General features: G+C 56.2%; 20 protein-coding genes and 1 pseudogene. 15 read left to right on the top strand and 6 right to left on the bottom strand.

Annotated elements, in window-relative coordinates; all coding sequences use genetic code 11:
• The first annotated feature begins 41 nt into the window (after positions 1 to 41).
• A complete protein-coding gene (gene rpoC / locus H3L92_RS10720; RefSeq protein ID WP_085366669.1) occupies positions 42 to 4,217 on the top strand; it encodes a DNA-directed RNA polymerase subunit beta' in 4,176 nt (1,391 codons plus the stop codon).
• A gap of 554 nt (positions 4,218 to 4,771) precedes the next feature.
• On the opposite strand, the gene H3L92_RS10715 is transcribed toward rpoC, so the two are convergent.
• Complete coding sequence (locus tag H3L92_RS10715) at positions 4,772 to 5,401, bottom strand: YdcF family protein (RefSeq protein WP_085366671.1); 630 nt, start codon at positions 5,399 to 5,401, stop codon at positions 4,772 to 4,774.
• 275 nt (positions 5,402 to 5,676) lie between these two features.
• Between H3L92_RS10715 and H3L92_RS10710 the strand changes: the two genes are divergently transcribed.
• A complete protein-coding gene (locus tag H3L92_RS10710) occupies positions 5,677 to 7,017 on the top strand; it encodes an NCS2 family permease (protein ID WP_115336234.1) in 1,341 nt (446 codons plus the stop codon).
• Between the two features lie 107 nt (positions 7,018 to 7,124).
• On the opposite strand, the gene H3L92_RS10705 is transcribed toward H3L92_RS10710, so the two are convergent.
• Positions 7,125 to 7,583, bottom strand: coding sequence for a DoxX family protein (locus tag H3L92_RS10705; RefSeq protein ID WP_085366675.1), 459 nt, complete (start codon positions 7,581 to 7,583; stop codon positions 7,125 to 7,127).
• Positions 7,584 to 7,736: 153 nt separating this feature from the next.
• Here H3L92_RS10705 and queA point away from each other — a divergent pair, with 153 nt between their 5' ends.
• Positions 7,737 to 8,777: a tRNA preQ1(34) S-adenosylmethionine ribosyltransferase-isomerase QueA gene (gene queA, locus H3L92_RS10700; RefSeq protein WP_085366677.1), complete on the top strand. Its 1,041-nt coding sequence runs from the start codon at positions 7,737 to 7,739 to the stop codon at positions 8,775 to 8,777.
• A 290-nt stretch (positions 8,778 to 9,067) separates the two neighbouring features.
• Positions 9,068 to 10,315 (top strand): BaiN/RdsA family NAD(P)/FAD-dependent oxidoreductase, encoded by a 1,248-nt coding sequence (locus tag H3L92_RS10695; RefSeq protein ID WP_085366679.1) that lies wholly within the window; start codon positions 9,068 to 9,070, stop codon positions 10,313 to 10,315.
• A 399-nt stretch (positions 10,316 to 10,714) separates the two neighbouring features.
• Here H3L92_RS10695 and H3L92_RS10690 read toward each other — a convergent pair whose 3' ends face one another.
• A complete protein-coding gene (locus tag H3L92_RS10690) occupies positions 10,715 to 11,683 on the bottom strand; it encodes an L-lactate dehydrogenase (protein WP_085366681.1) in 969 nt (322 codons plus the stop codon).
• A 165-nt stretch (positions 11,684 to 11,848) separates the two neighbouring features.
• Between H3L92_RS10690 and apbC the strand changes: the two genes are divergently transcribed.
• Positions 11,849 to 12,928, top strand: a complete 1,080-nt coding sequence (gene apbC, locus H3L92_RS10685; protein ID WP_085366682.1) for an iron-sulfur cluster carrier protein ApbC — start codon at positions 11,849 to 11,851, stop codon at positions 12,926 to 12,928.
• A gap of 414 nt (positions 12,929 to 13,342) precedes the next feature.
• Here the strand turns inward: apbC and ygiD are convergent, their stop codons facing one another.
• Entirely contained in the window at positions 13,343 to 14,161 is an 819-nt protein-coding gene (gene ygiD / locus H3L92_RS10680; protein ID WP_085366683.1) for a 4,5-DOPA-extradiol-dioxygenase, read from the bottom strand.
• 554 nt (positions 14,162 to 14,715) lie between these two features.
• Between ygiD and H3L92_RS10675 the strand changes: the two genes are divergently transcribed.
• Together H3L92_RS10675 and H3L92_RS10670 are read left to right on the top strand one after the other, a co-directional pair.
• Positions 14,716 to 14,958 (top strand): hypothetical protein, encoded by a 243-nt coding sequence (locus H3L92_RS10675; protein WP_085366684.1) that lies wholly within the window; start codon positions 14,716 to 14,718, stop codon positions 14,956 to 14,958.
• Positions 14,959 to 15,053: 95 nt separating this feature from the next.
• The gene (locus H3L92_RS10670; protein ID WP_143824363.1) at positions 15,054 to 15,254 is read left to right on the top strand and encodes a hypothetical protein; all 201 of its coding nucleotides are present in this window, start codon (positions 15,054 to 15,056) and stop codon (positions 15,252 to 15,254) included.
• A 337-nt stretch (positions 15,255 to 15,591) separates the two neighbouring features.
• Here the strand turns inward: H3L92_RS10670 and cyaY are convergent, their stop codons facing one another.
• Positions 15,592 to 15,918 (bottom strand): iron donor protein CyaY, encoded by a 327-nt coding sequence (cyaY, locus tag H3L92_RS10665; protein ID WP_085366688.1) that lies wholly within the window; start codon positions 15,916 to 15,918, stop codon positions 15,592 to 15,594.
• Positions 15,919 to 15,992: 74 nt separating this feature from the next.
• On the opposite strand from cyaY, the gene lptM reads away from it, so the two are divergent.
• From lptM to H3L92_RS10650, 3 genes are all read left to right on the top strand, one after another.
• Positions 15,993 to 16,154: an LPS translocon maturation chaperone LptM gene (gene lptM / locus H3L92_RS10660; RefSeq protein ID WP_085366689.1), complete on the top strand. Its 162-nt coding sequence runs from the start codon at positions 15,993 to 15,995 to the stop codon at positions 16,152 to 16,154.
• Between the two features lie 7 nt (positions 16,155 to 16,161).
• Positions 16,162 to 17,382 carry a diaminopimelate decarboxylase gene (lysA, locus tag H3L92_RS10655; RefSeq protein ID WP_085366686.1) on the top strand — a complete coding sequence of 407 codons (1,221 nt, stop codon included), beginning with the start codon at positions 16,162 to 16,164 and terminating at the stop codon, positions 17,380 to 17,382.
• A 454-nt stretch (positions 17,383 to 17,836) separates the two neighbouring features.
• A complete protein-coding gene (locus H3L92_RS10650; protein ID WP_085366687.1) occupies positions 17,837 to 18,640 on the top strand; it encodes an ABC transporter ATP-binding protein in 804 nt (267 codons plus the stop codon).
• Here the strand turns inward: H3L92_RS10650 and H3L92_RS13430 are convergent.
• A pseudogene (locus tag H3L92_RS13430) lies at positions 18,636 to 18,779 on the bottom strand (lipoprotein signal peptidase); the annotation flags it as partial. The gene H3L92_RS10650 and the pseudogene H3L92_RS13430 overlap by 5 nt on opposite strands.
• A gap of 134 nt (positions 18,780 to 18,913) precedes the next feature.
• Here H3L92_RS13430 and mlaE point away from each other — a divergent pair.
• From mlaE to H3L92_RS10625, 5 genes are read left to right on the top strand one after another with little or no spacing between them, the layout of a single operon-like run.
• The gene (mlaE, locus tag H3L92_RS10645; protein ID WP_085366960.1) at positions 18,914 to 19,690 is read left to right on the top strand and encodes a lipid asymmetry maintenance ABC transporter permease subunit MlaE; all 777 of its coding nucleotides are present in this window, start codon (positions 18,914 to 18,916) and stop codon (positions 19,688 to 19,690) included.
• 4 nt (positions 19,691 to 19,694) lie between these two features.
• A complete protein-coding gene (gene mlaD / locus H3L92_RS10640) occupies positions 19,695 to 20,204 on the top strand; it encodes an outer membrane lipid asymmetry maintenance protein MlaD (protein WP_085366959.1) in 510 nt (169 codons plus the stop codon).
• 50 nt (positions 20,205 to 20,254) lie between these two features.
• Positions 20,255 to 20,854: an MlaC/ttg2D family ABC transporter substrate-binding protein gene (locus tag H3L92_RS10635; RefSeq protein ID WP_085366958.1), complete on the top strand. Its 600-nt coding sequence runs from the start codon at positions 20,255 to 20,257 to the stop codon at positions 20,852 to 20,854.
• Positions 20,855 to 20,857: 3 nt separating this feature from the next.
• Complete coding sequence (locus tag H3L92_RS10630; protein WP_085366957.1) at positions 20,858 to 21,136, top strand: STAS domain-containing protein; 279 nt, start codon at positions 20,858 to 20,860, stop codon at positions 21,134 to 21,136.
• 23 nt (positions 21,137 to 21,159) lie between these two features.
• The gene (locus H3L92_RS10625) at positions 21,160 to 21,999 is read left to right on the top strand and encodes an MlaA family lipoprotein (RefSeq protein ID WP_372338530.1); all 840 of its coding nucleotides are present in this window, start codon (positions 21,160 to 21,162) and stop codon (positions 21,997 to 21,999) included.
• The last annotated feature ends 149 nt before the right edge of the window (positions 22,000 to 22,148 follow it).

Here is a 22,148-nt window from a genome sequence, read left to right as displayed (position 1 = left end):
TCCGTATTGCTGCAAAAAATACTTCCTTCTAAGGAGCCAAAATGAATTTAATGAACCTGTTCAATCCGCTGCAATCCGCCGGTATGGAAGAGGAATTCGACGCCATCAAAATCGGCATCGCCTCACCCGAAACCATCCGCTCGTGGTCTTACGGCGAAGTGAAAAAACCCGAAACCATCAACTACCGCACCTTCAAACCCGAGCGCGACGGTTTGTTCTGCGCCAAAATCTTCGGCCCGGTAAAAGATTACGAATGCTTGTGCGGCAAATACAAACGCCTGAAATTCAAAGGCGTAACCTGCGAAAAATGCGGCGTGGAAGTTACCCTTTCCAAAGTTCGCCGCGAACGCATGGGCCACATCGAACTGGCCGCCCCCGTTGCCCACATCTGGTTTTTGAAATCGCTGCCCTCGCGTTTGGGCATGGTGTTGGACATGACCCTGCGCGACATCGAGCGCGTGCTGTATTTTGAAGCCTATGTGGTTACCGACCCCGGCATGACCCCGCTGCAACGCGGCCAACTGCTGACCGAAGACGACTACTACACCAAGCTCGAAGAATACGGCGACGATTTCGATGCCAAAATGGGGGCCGAAGGTATCCGCGAACTGTTGCGCACGCTGAATATCGCTTCCGAAGTGGAAATTCTGCGCCAAGAGCTGGAATCCACCGGTTCCGACACCAAAATCAAAAAAATCGCCAAACGCCTGAAAGTGTTGGAAGCCTTCCAGCGCAGCGGCATGAAGCTCGAGTGGATGATTATGGACGTGCTGCCGGTGCTGCCGCCGGACTTGCGCCCGCTGGTGCCGCTCGACGGCGGCCGTTTCGCCACGTCTGATTTGAACGACTTATACCGCCGCGTCATCAACCGTAACAACCGCCTGAAACGCCTGTTGGAACTGCACGCGCCCGACATCATCGTGCGCAACGAAAAACGCATGCTGCAAGAAGCCGTCGACTCGCTGCTGGACAACGGCCGCCGCGGCAAAGCCATGACCGGCGCCAACAAGCGCCCGCTCAAATCGCTGGCCGACATGATCAAAGGTAAAGGCGGCCGCTTCCGTCAAAACCTGCTGGGTAAGCGTGTGGACTATTCCGGCCGTTCCGTGATTACCGTCGGCCCCTACCTGCGCCTGCACCAATGCGGCCTGCCCAAGAAAATGGCGCTGGAGCTGTTCAAACCGTTTATTTTCCACAAACTCGAAAAACAGGGTTTGGCTTCGACCGTGAAAGCCGCCAAAAAACTGGTGGAGCAAGAAGTGCCCGAAGTTTGGGACATCTTGGAAGAAGTGATCCGCGAGCACCCGATTATGCTCAACCGTGCGCCGACCCTGCACCGTTTGGGTATTCAGGCGTTCGAGCCGATTCTGATTGAAGGCAAAGCCATCCAGCTGCACCCCTTGGTGTGCGCCGCGTTCAACGCCGACTTCGACGGCGACCAAATGGCCGTTCACGTTCCGTTGAGCTTGGAAGCACAAATGGAAGCGCGCACGCTGATGCTGGCTTCCAACAACGTATTGTCGCCCGCCAATGGTGAGCCGATTATCGTGCCTTCGCAAGACATCGTATTGGGCCTGTATTACATGACCCGCGACCGCATCAACGGCAAAGGTGAAGGCAGCCTGTTTGCCGACGTGAAAGAAGTGCACCGCGCCTACCATACCAAACAGGTGGAGCTGGGCACCAAAATCACCGTGCGCCTGCGCGAGTGGGAGCGCAACGAGCAAGGCGAGCTGGAGCCGGTGGTCAACCGCTACGAAACCACCGTCGGCCGTGCGCTGCTGAGCGAAATCCTGCCCAAGGGCCTGCCGTTTGAATACATTAACAAGGCTCTGAAGAAAAAAGAGATTTCCAAGCTGATTAACGCCTCGTTCCGCCTGTGCGGCCTGCGCGACACCGTGATTTTCGCCGACCACCTGATGTACACTGGTTTCGGTTATGCAGCCAAAGGCGGCATCTCCATCTGCGTGGACGATATGGAAATCCCGAAAGAAAAAGCCGCCCTGCTGGCCGAAGCGCAAGGCGAAGTGAAGGAAATCGAAGACCAATACCGCCAGGGTTTGGTAACCAACGGCGAGCGCTACAACAAAGTGGTCGATATCTGGGGCCGTGCTGGCGATAAAATCGCCAAAGCCATGATGGACAACCTTTCCAAACAGAAAGTCATCGACCGCGAAGGCAACGAAGTGGATCAAGAGTCGTTCAACTCCATCTACATGATGGCCGACTCGGGCGCCCGCGGTTCGGCCGCCCAGATCAAACAGCTTTCCGGTATGCGCGGCCTGATGGCGAAGCCCGACGGCTCGATTATCGAAACGCCGATTACTTCCAACTTCCGCGAAGGCCTGACCGTATTGCAATACTTTATCGCCACCCACGGTGCGCGTAAGGGTTTGGCCGATACCGCCTTGAAAACCGCCAACTCGGGTTACCTGACCCGCCGCCTGGTTGACGTTACCCAAGACTTGGTGGTGGTGGAAGACGACTGCGGCACTTCAGACGGCTTCGTGATGAAAGCCGTGGTACAGGGCGGTGATGTCATCGAACCGCTGCGCGACCGTATTCTCGGCCGTGTAACCGCTGCCGACGTGGTGGATTCTTCCGGCGAAACACTGGTGGAAGCGGGCACGCTCTTAAACGAGCAGCTGGTGGATTTAATCGACCAATCCGGTATCGACGAAGTGAAGGTGCGTACCCCTATTACCTGTAAAACCCGCTACGGCCTGTGTGCCCACTGCTACGGACGCGACTTGGCGCGCGGCAAACTGGTGAACACCGGCGAAGCCGTCGGCGTGATTGCCGCCCAGTCTATCGGCGAACCGGGCACCCAGCTGACCATGCGTACCTTCCACATCGGTGGTGCCGCATCGCGTGCCGCCGCTGCCAGTCAGGTAGAAGCCAAATCCAACGGCACCGCCCGCTTCAGCAGCCAGATGCGTTATGTGGCCAACAACAAAGGCGAGCTGGTGGTTATCGGCCGCTCTTGCGAAGTGGTGATTCACGACGAAATCGGCCGCGAGCGCGAGCGCCACAAAGTGCCTTACGGCGCCATCCTGCTGGTGCAGGACGGTGCGGCGGTGAAAGCCGGCCAAACGCTGGCTACTTGGGATCCGCACACCCGCCCGATGATTACCGAGCACGCCGGTTTGGTGAAATTCGAAAACGTGGAAGAGGGCGTAACCGTTGCCAAACAAACCGACGATGTAACCGGTTTGTCCACGCTGGTGGTGATCGACGGCAAACGCCGTTCGGCCTCCACTTCCAAACTGCTGCGCCCGACCGTGAAACTGCTCGACGAAAACGGCGAAGAAGTATGCATTCCCGGCACCAACACCGCCGTTTCGATGGCCTTCCCCGTGGGTGCGGTGATTACCGTGCGCGAAGGTCAGGAAGTGGGCAAGGGCGACGTGCTGGCGCGTATTCCTCAGGCTTCTTCCAAAACCCGCGACATTACCGGCGGTCTGCCGCGCGTGGCCGAGCTGTTTGAAGCCCGCGTACCCAAAGACGCCGGCATGCTGGCCGAAGTAACCGGCACCGTGTCGTTCGGTAAGGAAACCAAAGGCAAACAGCGCCTGATTATCACCGACGTTGACGGCGTGGCTTACGAAACCCTGATTTCCAAAGAGAAACAGATTCTGGTGCACGACGGCCAAGTGGTGAACCGCGGCGAAACCATCGTCGACGGCGCAGTCGATCCCCACGACATCCTGCGCCTGCAAGGCATCGAAGCGCTGGCGCGCTACATCGTGCAAGAGGTGCAAGAGGTTTACCGCCTGCAAGGTGTGAAGATTTCCGACAAACACATCGAGGTAATCATCCGCCAGATGCTGCGCCGCGTGAACATCGCCGATGCGGGCGAAACCGGTTTCATCACCGGCGAACAGGTGGAGCGCAGCGACGTTACCCTGGCCAACGAAAAAGCCGTTGCCGACGGTAAAGAGCCGGCACGCTACGAAAACGTGCTGCTGGGTATCACCAAAGCCTCGCTTTCGACCGACAGCTTCATTTCGGCCGCATCGTTCCAAGAAACCACCCGCGTGCTTACCGAAGCCGCGATTATGGGCAAACAGGACGAACTGCGCGGTTTGAAAGAAAACGTGATTGTCGGCCGTCTGATTCCCGCGGGCACCGGCCTGACCTACCACCGTACCCGCCGTCAGGCATGGCAGGCGCACCACGAAGCCGAAGTGGCCGAACAGGTAAAAGAGGCCGAGTAAGCCGCATCGAAATGCAAACACCGGTTGCGAAAGCAGCCGGTGTTTTTTATGGCGGAACAATCCGGCAGCTTCGGTATTCCGGGCCGATCGGGGCTTTTGTATTAAGAAAAAGTACACCCGTTATAGTCGGGCTAAACCCGACTATAACGGGTGTTGTTAGTAAACATTTGATTTTTCTTTGAAATTCATGGTCTCAGGCCGTCTGAAAAAATATTTTCAGACGGCCTGAGACCTTTGCAAAATTCAAATTGCTATCTAAAAAATCTGAACTCCGTCATTCCCGCGTAGGCGGGAATCCAGACGCTTGGCATCCAAGTATTTGTTTAATCAATACTTCAATATTTCCATCTGGATTCCCGCCTACGCGGGAATGACGGTATTTAAGCATTTCAGACGGCCTTAAGGGTATTTTTGCAAAGGTCTCAGCCTATTTTTCCAACACATCAGGCCGTCTGAAAAAATATTTTCAGACGGCCTTCGATCTATTTGCGGTATACGGTTGTTATGCTTGAGTTTGCCCAGAGTATCTGAATGGCTGCAAAAACAACCGCCGTTCAATATCTGTCCAATATCCCGTTTTTCAGCACGGCGCCCGTTTCCCTGATGATTTCCAGCCAATAGCGGGCTGTTCCGTCGTAGCAGCGGTTGCGGTGGGCGTAAACCTGAATGTGTTTGTCGGGCCACTGGCGCGCGGCGAGCCAGGCGGCGCGGCGCATATGGAAGCCGGAGCTGACCAGCACCACGCTGCGGTCGGCGGCCAGCAGCGGAGTGCTGTAAACAATGTTTTTAAACGTATCGTCGGCCTCGGTTTCTTGAACGATGGCACCGGCAGGCACGCCCATCTGCTCGGCCAGCGCCTGCATGGTTTTTGAGCCGTGGTGGAAATCGCGGTTGATGCCGCCGCTCATCACCAACCGTTTCACTTTGCCCGCTTTCCATAGTTCCACTCCCGCCGCCACACGCGCGGCCAAACAGGGGTTGGGGCGGCCCTGTTCGTAAACTTTGGTGCTTAAAATCAATGCGCTGTCGGCTGTTTGCAGATCGGCAGGCTGCCGTTTACTCAGTTTGAAGTCGCTGTAGGCAACCCAAACAGCGGCGGCTGCAAGGCAGAATAGGGCAGCGGCAGACAGGCAGGCGAGGGTGGGCAGGATTTTTTTTGTGGTGGATCGTGTTGGCGGAGTCATGACGTTTAGAACTCAGAAAAAGGGCTGAGTTTTCCGTAATTGGGAAAAAGTGGCGGTGGCGGCGGTTAAGGCCGGTAAGGCCGTCTGAAACCGTTTTCAGACGGCCTCGGGCGCTCGGGCGGGCTTAATCGGTTCCGCATGGTAGTATTTCTATAGCGACTTAAATTTAGAAGAGGGCAAGGCGATGATAAAAATCTTTTCCGGCTAACCACTTAAATCTTCGGGTAAATCCGTTATAATGCGCGCCTGTTTTACTTTTTTTAACCAGAACCATCATGAATATTCCGCAAAACGGCCTCTTGGAGCGCCTGTTCAAACTCAGCGAGCACGGCACCACCGTGCGCACCGAGCTGCTGGCCGGCCTGACCACTTTTCTGGCGATGTGCTACATCGTTATCGTCAACCCGCTGATTCTTTCGGAAACCGGCATGGATATGGGCGCGGTTTTCGTGGCCACCTGTATTTCCGCCGCCATCGGCTGCCTGATTATGGGGCTGCTGGCGAATTATCCGATTGCGCTGGCGCCCGGCATGGGCTTGAACGCTTATTTTACCTTCGCCGTGGTCAAAGGCATGGGCGTGCCGTGGCAGGTTGCCCTCGGTGCCGTGTTTATGTCGGGCATCATCTTTATTTTGTTCAGCTTTTTCAAAGTGCGCGAAGCGATTGTGAACGCGCTGCCGATGAGCCTGAAAATGTCGATTGCCGCCGGTATCGGCCTGTTTCTTGCCCTGATTGCCTTAAAAGGCGCGGGCATCGTGGTGGACAGCCCGGCCACGCTGGTGAAAATGGGCAATTTCTATGTGGAGGAAAACGGCGCCAAGCTGCCCAACTGGCCGGTTTTGCTCACCTTTTTGGGTTTCGTGATGGTGATTGTGTTGGATTACTTCCGCGTGCGCGGCGCGATTATCCTCACCATTTTGGCGTTAACCGGCATTGCCGCCGCGCTGGGTTTAACCGAGTTTAAAGGCGTGGTCGGCCAGATTCCGAGCATTGCGCCCACCTTTATGCAGATGGATTTCAACGGCCTGTTCAACATCAGCATGATCAGCGTGATTTTCGTGTTTTTCCTGGTGGACTTGTTTGACAGCACCGGCACGCTGGTAGGCGTTTCCCACCGTGCGGGGCTGCTGGTCAACGGCAAACTGCCGCGCCTGAAAAAAGCCCTGTTTGCCGACTCCACCGCCATTGTGGCGGGTGCGGCTTTGGGCACGTCGTCCACCACGCCCTATATCGAAAGCGCGGCGGGCGTGTCGGCGGGCGGGCGCACGGGTTTGACCGCCGTTACCGTGGGCGTGCTGATGCTGGCCTGTTTGTGGTTTTCGCCGCTGGTGCAGAGCGTGCCCGCGTTTGCCACCGCGCCCGCGCTGCTGTATGTGGGCGTGCACATGATGCGCAGCGCCACCGATATCGACTGGAACGACATCACCGAAGCCGCGCCTGCGTTTCTCACCATCGTGTTCATGCCGTTTTCTTATTCGATTGCCGACGGCATCGCCATGGGCTTCATCAGCTACGCCGTTATCAAACTCTTGTGCGGCCGTGCCAAAGACGTGCCGCCGATGGTGTGGGTGGTGGCGCTGGCGTGGGCGGCCAAATTCTGGTTTTTGGGCGCATAAGCCCTCGGCGACACGATCTGGAAAAAAGGCGGAGGTTTCCGCCTTTTTTGCTTTTCAGACGGCCTCAAGGTATTTTTGCAAAGGTCTCGGCCTGTTCAGAACGGTGTTTACCGCCCTTTAACAATCAGCCGGTAAATCCAAACCACGATAAATACCTGTAACGGTGTGCGCACCAGCAGATAAACCGGTCCCCACGCATTGCCGCTCATCGGAATGCGCATCATGGCTGCATAAATATTGGCAGGAAAAAACGCAATCAAAACCGTAATGGCGGCAAAAGCGGCCAACCTGCGCGTGCGGGCGAAAAAGAAGCCGGCGGCAATCGCGAATTCCAACACGCCTGTTGCATAAACCAGCAAAGTGCGCTGCGGCACCCATTCGGGCAGCATCCAAGTGAACTGTTCGGTTTGGATAAAATGCCCCGTGCCGGTGAAAACAAACAGAATACCCGCTCCCCAAGCCGCAGCGGCGCGGCTGTCAAACGGGCCGAAGCCGGCCGCAGTCGACAGGCGCAGCAGCAGATAGGGCGCGGTGAGCAGCGCCAGCATAATCAAAATATTCGTCATCGGTTTCTCCTTCCGTTGGCTTTGCCGGTATTTCTCCATGTGAAGATTGGAAAGAGGGCGGGCAGATAAGTTTCGCGTGTCGCGGGTTTCAGGCCGTCTGAAACCAAAAGCGCGTATAATACCACCCTTTGTTAATCAGATTTGCCTACCCAAATGCACATTTCCGATTTCGACTTCGAGCTGCCCGAAGCCTTGATTGCCCAACAGCCCAGCGCCGAGCGCGGCGGCAGCCGCCTTTTGGTTGCGTTGCCCGGTATGGCGCCGGCCGACACGCTGTTTGCGGCGCTGCCCGAATATTTGAACGAGGGCGATGTTTTGGTGTTTAACAACACCAAAGTGATGAAGGCGCGGCTGTTCGGCGCCAAAGAGAGCGGCGGCAGAATCGAAGCCTTAATCGAGCGCGTGCTCGACGGCAGCAGCGCGCTGGCGCACGTGCGCGCGTCCAAATCGCCCAAAGCGGGCACGGTGCTGGTGTTCGACGGCGGCATCCGCGCGGTGATGGAAGCGCGCGAAGGGGAGCTGTTCCGCCTGCGCTTCGAGGGCGCCCTCAGCGTTTATGACATTCTCGAACAAACCGGCCGCCTGCCGCTGCCGCCCTATATCGAACGCGCCGCCGACGATGGCGACGACGAACGCTACCAAACCGTGTATGCCAAACATCAGGGCGCGGTGGCCGCCCCCACCGCCGGCCTGCATTTTACCGACGCGCTCTTGCAAACCCTGCGCAACAAAGGCGTGCGCACGGCCGAAGTTACCCTGCACGTCGGCGCGGGCACGTTCCAGCCTGTGCGGGTGGAAAACATCGCCGAACACAAAATGCACAGCGAATGGTTCGATGTGCCGCCCGAAACCGTGGCCGCCGTCGAAGCCGCGAAGCAGCGGGGCGGGCGCGTGTGGGCGGTGGGCACCACGTCGATGCGCGCGCTCGAATCGGCCGCCCGCGAAACAGGCCGTCTGAAAGCGGGCACGGGCGACACCGATATTTTCATTACCCCGGGCTACCGTTTCAACGTGGCCGACCGCCTGATCACCAATTTCCACCTGCCCAAATCCACCCTGCTGATGCTGGTGAGCGCGTTTTCGGGCACGGCGCACATCCGCAGCATCTACCGCCACGCCGTCGAGCAGCAATACCGTTTTTTCAGCTACGGCGACGCCATGCTGCTGGGGCGGCAGGAAGATGCGCTTTCTTGAAACAAGAACATCCTGGCCGGCTCTGAATATTATCAAGCCGAAATGTGGGCAACCGATACGGGTTTTGCAAAAACCGCAGGCGGAGACTTTTGCAAAATACTCAGGCTTGCCCCGAATATCTGCTGTTTCTTTTCAAACAACAAGATGCTCGGGCCAAGCCCGAGCATGACGCAAGTGTTTAAAGCATCGAAAAGAATTTTACAAAGGCCGCAGGCCGTCTGAAAAAGTTTCAGACGGCCTGCGCGGCATTTGATTATATAATCCGCTTTTTCCCGAGCCGCCCCGAAACCATGATGCCGCAACGTTTTTTCCACACCCTGATTATCGGCGCAGGCGCCGCCGGCATGATGTGCGCGGCGCGCACCGGCCAAAAAGGGCGCAGCGTCGCCCTGCTCGACCATGCCGTGAAAATCGGCGAGAAAATCCGCATTTCCGGCGGCGGCCGCTGCAATTTCACCAACCGCAACCTCAACGGCCGCGACGGCTCGCAATATTATGTGTCGCAGCAGCCGCGCTTCGTGCGCCACGCCCTGTCGCGCTACACCGCGCAGGATTTTATGAACCTGCTCGACCGCCACGGCATCGCCTATCACGAAAAACACAAAGGCCAGATGTTTTGCGACCGCAGCGCGCAAGACATCATTGCCATGCTGCAAAACGAGTGCGCCCGCGGCGGCGTGAGCTGGTACACCGGCTGCACCGTTGCGGCGGTGCGCGTGTTGCAGGCGGAGCCGGAAGGCGCACGGTTTGAAGTCTGCACCGATCAGGGCGTTTTCCGCTGCCGCAATCTGGTGGTGGCCACCGGCGGCCTGGCCGTGCCTGCGGTGGGCGCCACGCCGTTCGGCTACGAGCTGGCCAAACAGTTCGGCCACAGCATCGTTCCGCCCGAAGCCGCGCTGGTGCCGCTGCGTTTCGAGCATTGGGCGCAACAGGGCTTCGACAGCCTGGCCGGCATTGCGCTGCCCGTGCGCATCGCCACGGGCGAAGGCAAACAGGCCGTTGTTTTTGATGAAGACCTGCTGTTCCGCCACAAAGGTTTGAGCGGCCCCGCCATTTTGCAGGTTTCCAGCTATTGGCAGCCGGGCCGGGCGCTGCACATCGATTTAGTGCCAGAGAGCCGGCTGGCGCAGGCTTTGTGCGACGGCAAGCACGGCCGGAAAATCCAGCTCAACACCGCGCTGAAACAGCTCTGCCCCGCGCTGCCCGAACGCCTGCTCGATTTCTGGCTCGCCCGCGCCGAATTTGCGCCGTTTGCCGCGCATAAATGGGCCGACACGTCCAATGCCGTGTTGCAGAAGCTGGGCGATAGTCTGAATAATTGGATGCTGCTGCCCAGTGGTTCGGACGGTCATAAAAAAGCCGAAGCCACCCGCGGCGGGGTGAGTGTGAAGGAAATCGACCCGAAAACCATGCAGAGCAGGTTGCAAAGCGGCCTTTATTTTATCGGCGAAGTAACCGACATCACCGGCTGGCTCGGCGGCTATAACTTCCATTGGGCGTGGGCTTCGGCGGTGTGTGCGGCCGAAGCGGCGGATTAACGGCCAACCGGCTTAGGGAAAACTACATCCGTCATACTCGGGCTTGACCCGGGTATCTTAAAATTACCGAAAAAAATAACAGATACTCGGGTCAAGCCCGGGTATGACGCAGATTTTTAGGGAGTGTAGTCAGAAGGCTTGCGAAGCGGTTTTTTGAGAGAAAATTCGCAGATGCAAGGCAAAAAGCGCAGCAAGATTGGACATCTTGCGAGCATTTTAGCTTCGCAAGTCCGCTATGCTACCTAACGCCGCAGATGCGGATTTTGACCAAAAATACCGCCGCAACGCGGTCGACTACACTCCCTAATATGCTGAAATGAATTTCTCAAAGGCGTGAGGCCGTCTGAAAAACTTTTCAGACGGCCTCACGCATCAGATGCCTATGTTTCAGATGTTTTTTCAGACAGCCTTGGCCGCTGAAAATTCATCCACTTTCTGCTGGTAGCCTTTGAGCAGGCGGGCGGATTCGGCAAACAGCGCCGATTCGCCGGCATCCAGCGGTTTGTTGATCACACGCACCGCGCCGCGGCGGTTGATGACGGCGGGCACGCCGATATAAACGCCGTGTTCGCCGAATTCGCCTTCGAGCAGCGTCGAAACGGTGAGCACCACGCTTTGGTTGTGCAAAATAGCGTTGGATATGCGGCTCAAACCCATGCCGATGCCGAGGCTGGTGGAGCCTTTGGCTTCGATGATTTCATAGGCGGCGTTGCGCACGTTGTTGTAGATTTTTTCCATATGGGCCTTGCCGTCGGCCTCTTGTTCGAGAATCTGTTTCAGGGGCATGCCGGCGATGTTGGCGGTGCTCCAGGCGGCAATCACGCTGTCGCCGTGTTCGCCGATCATCATGGCGTCTATGCTCACGGGGGCAACTTGGAATTCGTTGCCTAAACACACGCGCAGGCGGGCAGTGTCGAGAATGGTGCCGGAGCCGATTACGCGCTCTTTGGGTAGGCCGGAAAATTTCCAGGTGGCGTAAGAGAGCACGTCCACGGGGTTGGTGGCCACCAGGAAAATGCCGTTGAAGCCCGAAGCCATCACGGCGGTAACGATGCTGTGGAATATCTTGAGGTTGTTGTCGATGAGGTCGAGGCGGGTTTCGCCGGGGCGTTGCGGCAGGCCGGCGCAGATGCAGACGATGTCGGCATCGGAGCAGTCGGCATAACCACCCACCGAAATGCGAGTGGGGGTGAGCGCATAGGGCACGCCGTGGCGCAGGTCGCGCGCTTCGCCTTCGGCACGCTTGCGGTTGAGGTCGATTAATATCATATCGTCGCAATGGCCTTGGTTGAGCATCGAATAGGCGTAGCTGATGCCCACTGCGCCGGTGCCGATAACCACCACTTTGTTACCTACTTTTTTGGTCATTTTCCTATCCTTTTTTGATGTGAAGCGGTTGTTATTATAAAGGAAAGTTATAAAGGAAAGCGCTTGCAGGGGGCGCAGGCCGTCTGAAACCGCCGTTGGCCGCGCCGAGTTCTGCTAAAATACCGGGCGTTAATCTATTGCCGGAATATGGCCAAAGGCGCATACATGAATATTTCAGAAATCCGAGCCGCACTGGATGCGGTTGAAATCCCCCGCAGCACCCGCACGCTGGGCGGCGAAAAAGCCGTGCAGCAGGTAGAAGCGCGTTCAGACGGCCTGCATATCCGTTTGCAGTTCGGCTTTCCCGTTGCCCACATCGGGCAGGAGCTGGCCGAACGCGTTCAGACGGCCCTAACGCCGCTCACCGGCAGCACGCCCGTTCATTTGGGTATCGACGTGCTTATCGGCACCCACAAAGTGCAACCCGGCGTGACCACGATTAAGGGCGTGAAAAACATCATCGCCATCGCCTCGGGCAAAGGCGGCGTGGGCAAATCCACCACCACCGCCAACCTTGCCGCCGCCATGTCGCGCATGGGCGCGCGCGTGGGCGTGCTCGATGCCGACCTCTACGGCCCCAGCCAGCCCACCATGCTCGGCGTGGCCGACGGCAAACCTTCGCAGGAAAATCAGAAGCTGGTGCCCGTGCAGGCCGAAGGCGGCATACAGGTGATGTCTATCGGTTTTCTGGTCGACACCGACCAAGCGGTGGTGTGGCGCGGCCCCATGCTCAGCCAGGCGTTGCAGCAGCTGCTGTTCCAAAGCGAATGGGACGACGTGGACTACCTCTTCATCGACCTGCCGCCCGGCACCGGCGACATCCAGCTCACCCTGTCGCAGAAAATCCCCGTAACCGGCTCGGTGGTGGTTACCACCCCGCAAGACATCGCCTTAATCGACGCGCGCAAAGCGGTGGATATGTTCCAAAAAGTGAATATCCCGATTTTCGGCGTGCTGGAGAATATGTCGGTGCACATCTGCTCCAACTGCGGCCATGCCGAAGCCGTGTTCGGCAGCGACGGCGGCAAAAACCTGGCCGCCAAACTCGGTGTGCCGCTGCTCGGCCAACTGCCCCTGAGCCTGCCCGTGCGCGAAGCGATGGACAACGGCACGGCGTTTGCCATGCAGCAGGCTCAGCCCGCCATCGCCGGCATCTACACCGAAGCCGCCTGGCAGATTGCATTGGCGGTGGCCGACAAAGGCAAAGATTTCAGCAGCCGCTTCCCGAGAATCGTGGTGGAATAGGATAAAGGTTGGCATACACTCAGGCCGAGACCTTTGCAAAAAGCCGTTTTAATCCTGAATTTATTTATATTTCGCCATACTCGGGCTTGACCCGAGTATCTCTTTTTCTTCACAAACAAACAGATGCTCGGGTCAAGCCCGAGCATGACGCAAGTGTTTTAAGGTGTCGGAAAGAATTTTGCAAAGGTCTCAGGCCGTCTGAAGAAGATTTCAGACGGCCTCAGGGAGTTACAAGTTATGCCGGATTTAACTCCTGCGTCATGCCCGGGCTTGACCCGGGCATCTCATTGTTTTCCAAAAATGGCCGATACTCGAACCACGTCCGGGTATGACGGCGATCGGGTGTTTCAGACGGCCTGAAGTTTTGCGGAAAACCGAACCGGCTTCCCAACCTTTACGTTGCATCAAAACGCATCACACCGCTTCAAACAGCGCATCGTGTCCGAACACCACCGAAGTCATGCTCAGTGATTTGCCGACGATGTCGTCGTTGAAAATCTGCAACGGTTCGTCTGCACCGGCGGCACCGGCGGCATACAGCAGCGGCCACCAATGCTCGGGCGTAGGCGCGGCCAGATGCAGCGCCGGCGGGTAGGCCGCCTCATCGGTGAGCGCCTGCGTGTCGCCGTTTTCCAGCCAGCCGTTCACCAAGCTGCGCGCGCTTTCCGCCCATTCGTAGGCACTGCCGGCTTCGTCGGGCGCACGCCGGTCCATCAGGCGCAGGTTGTGGACGATGTCGCCGCTGCCTACAATCAGCACGCCTTGTTCGCGCAGCGGTGCCAAGCGGCGGGCAAGCGCGAAATGGGCAGGTGCGTCGAGATTCACATTCAGGCTCAGCTGCACCACGGGAATATCGGCTTCGGGAAACACATGGCACAACACGCCCCAAGTGCCGTGATCCAAGCCCCAACCGAAATCGGCGGCCACGGCGTGTCCGCCCAGAAGCGATCGGATTTCGGCCGCCAATTCGGGGCTGCCCGGCGCGGGATAGCGTACGTCGAACAGTTCCTGCGGAAAACCGCCGAAATCGTGGATGGTGCGCGGCTTGGGCATGGCGGTTACGGCGGTGCCGTCGGTGCACCAATGGGCGGAAACGGCCAGCACGGCGCGGATTTCGCCGCCGTAGCGCTGCCGCAACGCTTGGCCGAGCCGGCGCCAGTTGCGGCTGTAAGGCGTGTCGCGCACGGCGTTCATCGGGCTGCCGTGGCCGAGAAACAAAACGGGCAGTTTCATGGCTGAATCTTTCTGTATCATGGAATGGCAGTCAGTATATGCCTGCCCGTTTGTTTGATAAATAGGCCGTTTATTGATTTATCTTTTCCTATTGGGAAATTTAATCCCGCATGGTTTGAGGCCGTCTGAAAACTTTCAGACGGCCTCAGCAGGAAAATATGCCCATTCATCGGATAAATGGCGGAAGGTAATAAACTTTCAGAAGTTAATATTATGGTAGATATCAAATTAAAAACTTAAGCGTTAACATCTTGGCGGCATATAGGAAAAATAACTGCCGATACATGACGGTATTTTAGAAAAACATATATCGGATGGTTCGGATGCCGTTTTATGGTGGGATCATGCCATATATTCATATTTTATATATCACTCTACAAGTATATATTCATAATATGATTATACGGTTAAATTTTTTTATTTCTTTATTGCAAAAAAAAACTTAATCAAACGAAACAAAATTAAGTCGATGAAACTCATACGAACCAGATTTGTTTGATATTTATTATCGGTAAATCTATATTTCATTAATTTTTTTATTAGGAGTATTATCTATGACAGCTTTGACCGTGAATAATATGGGTATGCAGGAATTAACCATGACTGAACTGGATTTGGTTGCAGGTGGTTGGGATTGGGGTAATGTCAATTGGGGCAGAGCTGCTGCAATAGGTGGGGTAACTGCCGTTGGCGGCGGTATTGCCGGTGCTGCAGGCGGCCCCGGTGGTGCGGCATTGGGAGCTGTCGGTGGTTTTGTTGGCGGTTTTGGCGCAGCAGTAATCAGCGATGCCTGGTAAGCCTTAATTGTTAGCAAGATAGGATAGCTTAGTGTGTTTTATCTAAGTTATCCGTTATGCTGATGTGGTTGATTGATATAATTATAGGAGTTGTTATGAATATTGGAAGATTTATATTGATTTCGGGAAGTATCTTTTTTATATTTATGTTGTTATCTTCTTATTTTTTAATGTATCCGACAATTGGGGAAGCCCTTCAATTTACCGTTATTGCCACACTTATTTTTGTGCCGGTCAATTTCTTATTAAATAAGGCTTTTAACCAAAAGGCGTTTGGGAAAAATAAAGAAAAATAAAAACAGATTTTATCTAAAATATTTACTTCAATCGGAAACTCCGATATGCAAAACAATCCCCCAATCAGAATGGTATATATTCTGGTTTGCTTTTCAGCTGCATATTTTTTGGTATACAAACCGTTAAATATACAGGGCATATATACCGTTATGCTGATTCTTTCAACGGCATATATTGCCGATCTGCTTTATACCGCCCACCTTTTTATCAGCCGAAAATATTCAAACGGCTCCAAATAGCTGTAGGTAGCTATGCAGGTTCATTTTTCCTTATGTTTGAGGCCGTCTGAAAGCTTTTCAGACGGCCTCAAACATTCATAGAATCAAAAAACGGGCGCTAACCGAACGCTTCAACCCGCACTTCTTCGCCCGCCGCCGCGCTTAATGCCTGATTGAGCACGGCGAAAAACTCGCTGCCGTCGCGGGTGGCGAGCCAGCGGCCGTTGTTTTCGGCAAAGTGGTAGCCGCCGCTTTTGGCGGCAATCCATAATTCTTGGTTGGGCGTGTGGCGGTTAACGATAATCTGCGTGCCGTCGTCCGCTTCGATGGTGAGCACGTTGCCGCTCAGCTGGCAGTCGAAATCCCAGCCGCCTTCATCGATTTGGTCTTCGATGTGGGCGAATAAAGCATCGGAGTGCTGCAAAAATTCACTTTCGGTCATGATGGCTTTGTGCGTTAAAGCATTTTTGTTTAAGATACCGAATCTTGCCACATTAACGTGCCAAACGAAAGATAATGATGAAACCCACCCTGTTGTTTGCCGCCGCCGCCGTGCTGCTGGCCGGTTGCGGCTATAAAGGCGATTTATACCTGCCCAAAGAAGGCGACGACGCCCGCTTCGGCGTGATTCAAACCGGCCTCGAGCTGCCCCGTAAAGAACCCGCCGCCCCCGAAAAGTAAAAAAACCATGACCTTACATTGCGAACAAATCCCCTATAGCCGCCTGGCCGAAGAATTCGGCACGCCTTTGTATGTATACAGCCAAGCGGCGCTCACCAATGCTTTCGGTGCCTACACCGAAGCCTTTTCCGCGCTTGAGCCGCTGGTGTGTTATGCCGTGAAAGCCAACGGAAACCTGAGCATACTCAAACACTTTGCCTCGCTCGGCAGCGGGTTCGACATCGTTTCGGGCGGCGAACTGGCGCGCGTGCTGGCGGCAGGCGGCGATGCGGGCAAAACGATTTTCTCGGGCGTGGGCAAAAGCGAGGCCGAAATCGAGTTTGCGCTCAACGCAGGCGTGTTATGCTTCAACGTGGAAAGCCTGCCCGAGCTGGACCGCATTCAGGCCGTGGCCGGGCGCATCGGTAAAACCGCACCGGTTTCGCTGCGCATCAATCCCGATGTCGATGCCAAAACCCACCCTTATATTTCCACCGGCCTGAAAGCCAACAAATTCGGCATCGCCTACACCGACGCGCTGGCCGCCTACCGTTACGCTGCGGGTTTAAGCCGTCTGAAAATCGTCGGCATCGACTGCCACATCGGCTCGCAGCTCACCGATTTAAGCCCGCTCACCGAAGCCTGCGAACGCATTCTGCTGCTGGTTGACCGGCTGGCCGAAGAAGGCATCGGGCTGGAACATATCGACTTGGGCGGCGGCATCGGCATCGTGTATCACAACGAAAGCGCGCCCGACCTCAATGCCTATGCCCGATCCGTCGCCCGCATGATGGCCGGGCGCGGGCAGAAACTGGTGCTGGAACCCGGCCGCAGCCTGGTGGGCAATGCCGGCACGCTGTTAACGCGGGTGGAGTTTGTGAAGCAGGGCGAAGAGAAAAATTTCGTGATTGTCGATGCCGCCATGAACGATTTGATGCGCCCCGCGCTTTACAACGCCTATCACCGCATCGAAGCCGTCGAGCTGCGCAATATCAAACCGTTTACCGCCGACGTGGTCGGCCCCGTGTGCGAAACCGGCGATTTTCTCGGCCAGCAGCGCGAGCTGGCCTGCGAAGCGGGCGATTTGCTGGTGGTGGCCAACGCCGGCGCCTACGGCAGCAGCATGGCCAGCAACTACAACACCCGCAACAGGGCGGCAGAAGTGTTGGTAAACGGCGGCGAAGCCCGCCTAATCCGCCGGCGGGAAACGTGGGAACAGCAAATGGCCAACGAAACGGCGTGTTTGTAGCGGTTGGCAAAAATCTTCAGGCCGAGACCTTTGCAAAAACACGTTTTAACCCTGAATTTATTTATGTTTCGTCATACCCGGGCTTGACCCGGGTATCTGTTATTTCTTTTGAAACAAAAAGATGCTCGGGTCAAGCCCGAGCATGACGCAAGTGTTTTAAGGTATCGAAAAGAATTTTGCAAAGGTCTCAGGCCGTCTGAAATGCGGTTGTTCAGACAGCCTGAAACGTTTCCGGTGGGGCAGGATGCGGATGCCGCTTGTAGGATTATTACGCCTTTTGTCGGCTGCTTGGCTATTTTGTTGTATTTTTTATGGTTTTGGCAGGGTTGTGAAGTAGAATAATTTCAGTAATTTACATACATTCGTGTATTTTTTGCACGGAAAGGCCGTCTGAAAAATTGCCCGTGGCGGTCTAAGTTATTAAAATGCCAACATTTCAATCTCCCCCACGCGCATGAGCCTTCCTCCCTTTATCGAAATGAAAAACGTGGCGTTTGCCTACGGCGAGCGTCCGATTCTCCAAAACATCAATTTCACCATCGAACAAGGTAATTTTGCGGCCATTATGGGCGGCTCGGGCAGCGGCAAAACCACGCTGATGCGCCTGATAACCGGCCAAATCCGCCCGCAGCAGGGGCAGGTGTTGGTGGAGGGGCGCGATTTGGCGCGCCTGAGTGCGGGCGAGCTTTACGAACACCGCCGCCGCATGGGCGTGCTGTTCCAGCACGGTGCGCTGTTTACCGATTTGTCGGTGTTCGACAACGTGGCGTTCCCCATGCGCGAGCTGACCAAACTGCCCGAAGCGGTTATCCGCGATTTGGTGGTGTTGAAACTGAACGCCGTCGGCCTGCGTGGCGTGGAAAACCTGATGCCGTCCGAATTGTCGGGCGGTATGGCGCGGCGGGTGGCGTTGGCGCGCACCATTGCGCTCGATCCGGAAATCATGCTTTACGACGAGCCGTTTACCGGCCTCGACCCCATTTCGCTGGGTGTGATTGCCCACTTGATCAGCCGCATCAACAAGGCGCTGCGCTCGACCAGCGTGATGGTTACCCACGATATCGAGCAGTCGCTCTCGATTGTGAACCAGGTGATTTTTCTCGCACACGGCGAGATTGTGTTTTCGGGTACGCCCGAAGAGATGCGCAGGCAGAATTCGCCGTGGGTGCAGCAGTTTGTCGGCGGCCTGCCCAACGGCCCCGTGCCGTTCCGCTACCCCGCGCCCACCAGTTTGCAGCAGGATTTGCTGGGCCGCTAGCCCGAGACCTTTGCAAAACCGTCAGATGTGGATGCAGTTCAAGGCGTAGCAGCGCAGCGAGCGCAGACATAACATGGAGTTAGGCAAGCGAGCGAGTAGCACACAACGCAGAAATGCGCCGCAGATGGCGGTTTTGCAAAGGTCTCAACCTGGTTTTCAGACGGCCTTTGCAGCGGTTCCCCGGCAGGCCGTCTGAAAAAACGATTTTAAATATTTGGATAATGCAGGCAGAGGGTTTAGGCCGTCTGAAAAACACCCACATTAAAAGAAACCATGAATTTTATTCAAACCACAGGGGCGAAAACCCTGGACTTTATCCGCGCGCTCGGCAGCGTGTGTCTGTTTTTTTTGCAGATACTCGCCAAATCGGGCACGGCTTTGTCGCGCTTTCGGCTGAGTGTGCGCCAGATGTATTTTGCGGGCGTGCTCTCGGTGCTGATTGTGGCGGTGTCGGGCCTGTTTGTGGGCATGGTGCTGGGCTTGCAGGGCTATACGCAGCTTTCCAAATTCAAATCGGCCGATATTCTCGGCTATATGGTGGCCGCCAGCCTGCTGCGCGAGCTCGGCCCCGTGCTGGCGGCGATTCTGTTTGCCAGCAGCGCGGGCGGTGCGATGACCAGCGAAATCGGCCTGATGAAAACCACCGAGCAGCTCGAGGCGATGAACGTGATGGCGGTGAACCCCGTTGCCCGCGTGGTGGTGCCGCGTTTTTGGGCGGGCGTGGCGTCGATGCCACTGCTGGCATCGATTTTCAACGTGGCGGGCATTTACGGCGCTTATCTGATCGGCGTGCAATATCTGGGTTTGGACAGCGGCATTTTCTGGTCGCAGATGCAGAGCAATATTTCCATTCAATATGACGTGGTGAACGGCTTGATTAAATCGGCCGTGTTCGGTGTGGCGGTTACGCTGATCGCCGTGCACCAAGGCTTCTACTGCGTGCCCACGTCGGAAGGGATTCTGCGCGCCAGCACCCGCACGGTGGTGTCGTCGGCGCTCACCGTGCTGGCCATCGATTTTATTTTAACTGCATTGATGTTTACCGAGTAAAGCCATGAAAAAGAGTGTTTTGGAATTTTGGGTCGGCTTGTTTGTCTTACTGGGCGTGGCCGCCGTGGGCTTTCTGGCCTTCCGCGTGGCGGGCGGCGCGGCGGTGGGCGGCGGCTCCGGCCAAACCTACACGGTGTATGCCGACTTTACCGACATCGGCGGCCTGAAAGTGAACGCTCCCGTGAAAGCGGCCGGCGTGCTGGTGGGGCGCGTGGGCGGCATACGGCTCGACCCGAAAAGCTATCAGGCCAAAGTGAGCCTTGATTTGAACAGCCAATATCAGTTCAGCACCGACGTATCGGCGCAGATTCTCACCTCCGGCCTGCTGGGCGAACAGTATATCGGCCTGCAACAGGGCGGCGATGAAGAAAACCTGGCCGCCGGCGACACCATCACCGTAACCGGTTCGGCTATGGTGCTGGAAAACTTGATCGGCAAGTTTATGACCAGTTTTGCCGAGAAAAACTCGGGCGGTTCGGAAACCGCAGCAGGCACTGAGCCTGCCGCCGAGTGATTTTGTTTATTCCGATTAATTGATACGGAACTCCGATAGGAAAACCAACCATGAAAAAATCAGCCTTATTCAGCGCTTTGGGCATCGGCCTGTTGAGCATCAACCTTGCTTTCGCCACACCTGCCGAAGCGGTTAACCAAGTGCGCACCAATGCTACCCAAGTGTTGAACATCTTGAAAGAAGCCAACGGCAGCAACGATGCCGCCGTGCGCCGCAAAGCCGAAAGCTATGCCCTGCCCAACTTCGATTTCCAACGCATGACCGCGCTGGCGGTGGGCAACCCGTGGCGGACCGCTACGGCTGCGCAGAAACAGGCGCTGTCGAAAGAGTTTCAAACCCTGCTGATCCGCACTTACTCCGGCACCATGCTGAAATACAAAAACGCCAGCGTGGTGGTGAAAGACAACCCCGTGGTTAACCGCGGCGGCAAAGAAGTGGTGGTGCGCGCCGAAGTTACCCAGCCCGGCGGCAAACCCGTGGTGATGGACTTCACCACTTATCAAAGCGGCAGCAAATACCGTGCCTACAACGTGGCCATCGAAGGCGCGAGCCTGGTAACGGTGTACCGCAACCAATTCGGCGAAACCATTAAAAACAAAGGTATCGACGGTTTGATTGCTGAGCTGAAATCGAAAAACGGCGGCAAATAAACCATGGAATCCGAAGTGCGCGACGGCGTGCTGTATGTGGGCGGCAACGTAACCGTGAAAACCGTTACGCAGGCCGTTTACAGCCGTTTTGAACAGCAATGCCGTCTGAAAGAAACCGCCGCCGTCGACTTTTCGGGCGTTAACCGCGCCGATTCCGCCTGTGTGTCGCTGCTGCTGACCGCCCTGCGCGCCAAGCCCGCCGCGCCGGCGTTGCGCGGCATTCCCGCTTCGGTCGAAGCCTTGGCCGAACTGTATGAAATCAACGAATGGGTGAACCCGTGAAAAAATCCGCCATTCCCCTGATTATGCTCGGCCTTGCCGCCGCCCAGCCCGCCTGGGCCGAACGCAATCCGGCAGACCCCTACGAGCGTTACAACCGGGTGATGTTCAAAGTAAACGACACCGCCGACAAATACGTTATCTCCCCCGTGGCACGCGGCTACCGCGCCGTTACGCCCAAACCCGTGCGGATGGGCGTAACCAACTTTTTCGACAACCTGCGTGATGTGGTCAGCATGGGCAGCAACCTGCTGCGGCTGGACATCAAACGCGCCAGCGAAGACTTTGTGCGCGTGGGCATCAACTCCACCTTCGGTTTGGGCGGCTTGATCAATATCGCCGATGCGGGCGGTGTGCCCAACAACAAAAACACCTTGGGCGACACATTCGCCTCTTGGGGCTGGAAAAACAGCAATTATTTCGTTTACCCGCTGATGGGGCCGTCCACCGTGCGCGACAGCGTCGGCGGCACCATCACTTATCTCTATCCGGTTAAAAACGCGATTTTCAAAACCGATTCTTTGCGTATCGGCGCCACCGCGCTCAGCGCGGTCAACACCCGCGAGCAGTATCTGGATCTCACCGACAGTTTGGGCGATGCGGCCATCGACAAATACGCCTACACCCGCGATATCTTTATGAAAATGCGCGCCCGCCAAACCGGCGCCAGCCTGCCGCAGGGAGCCGATGAAGACATCGACATCGACGATTTGGTTACCGACGAAAACGGCGCGCCGCCCGCACAGGAATATACGCCCGCAGCGGAGCCTGCCGCTCCCGAAGCCCGACTGCCCGAAAGCAGCCTGAATGTGCCCGAGGCACAAAACGGAGTGTTAACCTTATGGGAACCCGATAGTGCGCAATAAGGGTTGAGGCCGGAACCTTTGCAAAATTCTTTCCGACACCTTAAAACACTTGCGTCATGCTCGGGCTTGACCCGAGCATCTTTTTGTTTCAAAAGAAATAACAGATACCCGTTGAGCACGGGTATGACGAAATATCATACATTCAGGAT

This window comes from Neisseria dentiae, from assembly GCF_014055005.1.
Lineage (GTDB): Bacteria > Pseudomonadota > Gammaproteobacteria > Burkholderiales > Neisseriaceae > Neisseria > Neisseria dentiae.
Note: the sequence above shows the minus strand (reverse complement) of the source record. Positions and strands in the feature narration are given on the sequence as shown.

Excerpts from the sequence above, each read along its gene's own strand:
- rpoC (WP_085366669.1), top strand. The coding sequence starts at position 42 with ATGAATTTAATGAACCTGTTCAATCCGCTGCAATCCGCCGGTATGGAA.
- H3L92_RS10715 (WP_085366671.1), bottom strand. The coding sequence starts at position 5,401 with ATGACTCCGCCAACACGATCCACCACAAAAAAAATCCTGCCCACCCTC.
- H3L92_RS10710 (WP_115336234.1), top strand. The coding sequence starts at position 5,677 with ATGAATATTCCGCAAAACGGCCTCTTGGAGCGCCTGTTCAAACTCAGC.
- H3L92_RS10705 (WP_085366675.1), bottom strand. The coding sequence starts at position 7,583 with ATGACGAATATTTTGATTATGCTGGCGCTGCTCACCGCGCCCTATCTG.
- queA (WP_085366677.1), top strand. The coding sequence starts at position 7,737 with ATGCACATTTCCGATTTCGACTTCGAGCTGCCCGAAGCCTTGATTGCC.
- H3L92_RS10695 (WP_085366679.1), top strand. The coding sequence starts at position 9,068 with ATGATGCCGCAACGTTTTTTCCACACCCTGATTATCGGCGCAGGCGCC.
- H3L92_RS10690 (WP_085366681.1), bottom strand. The coding sequence starts at position 11,683 with ATGACCAAAAAAGTAGGTAACAAAGTGGTGGTTATCGGCACCGGCGCA.
- apbC (WP_085366682.1), top strand. The coding sequence starts at position 11,849 with ATGAATATTTCAGAAATCCGAGCCGCACTGGATGCGGTTGAAATCCCC.
- ygiD (WP_085366683.1), bottom strand. The coding sequence starts at position 14,161 with ATGAAACTGCCCGTTTTGTTTCTCGGCCACGGCAGCCCGATGAACGCC.
- H3L92_RS10675 (WP_085366684.1), top strand. The coding sequence starts at position 14,716 with ATGACAGCTTTGACCGTGAATAATATGGGTATGCAGGAATTAACCATG.
- H3L92_RS10670 (WP_143824363.1), top strand. The coding sequence starts at position 15,054 with ATGAATATTGGAAGATTTATATTGATTTCGGGAAGTATCTTTTTTATA.
- lptM (WP_085366689.1), top strand. The coding sequence starts at position 15,993 with ATGAAACCCACCCTGTTGTTTGCCGCCGCCGCCGTGCTGCTGGCCGGT.
- lysA (WP_085366686.1), top strand. The coding sequence starts at position 16,162 with ATGACCTTACATTGCGAACAAATCCCCTATAGCCGCCTGGCCGAAGAA.
- H3L92_RS10650 (WP_085366687.1), top strand. The coding sequence starts at position 17,837 with ATGAGCCTTCCTCCCTTTATCGAAATGAAAAACGTGGCGTTTGCCTAC.
- mlaE (WP_085366960.1), top strand. The coding sequence starts at position 18,914 with ATGAATTTTATTCAAACCACAGGGGCGAAAACCCTGGACTTTATCCGC.
- mlaD (WP_085366959.1), top strand. The coding sequence starts at position 19,695 with ATGAAAAAGAGTGTTTTGGAATTTTGGGTCGGCTTGTTTGTCTTACTG.
- H3L92_RS10635 (WP_085366958.1), top strand. The coding sequence starts at position 20,255 with ATGAAAAAATCAGCCTTATTCAGCGCTTTGGGCATCGGCCTGTTGAGC.
- H3L92_RS10630 (WP_085366957.1), top strand. The coding sequence starts at position 20,858 with ATGGAATCCGAAGTGCGCGACGGCGTGCTGTATGTGGGCGGCAACGTA.
- H3L92_RS10625 (WP_372338530.1), top strand. The coding sequence starts at position 21,160 with ATGCTCGGCCTTGCCGCCGCCCAGCCCGCCTGGGCCGAACGCAATCCG.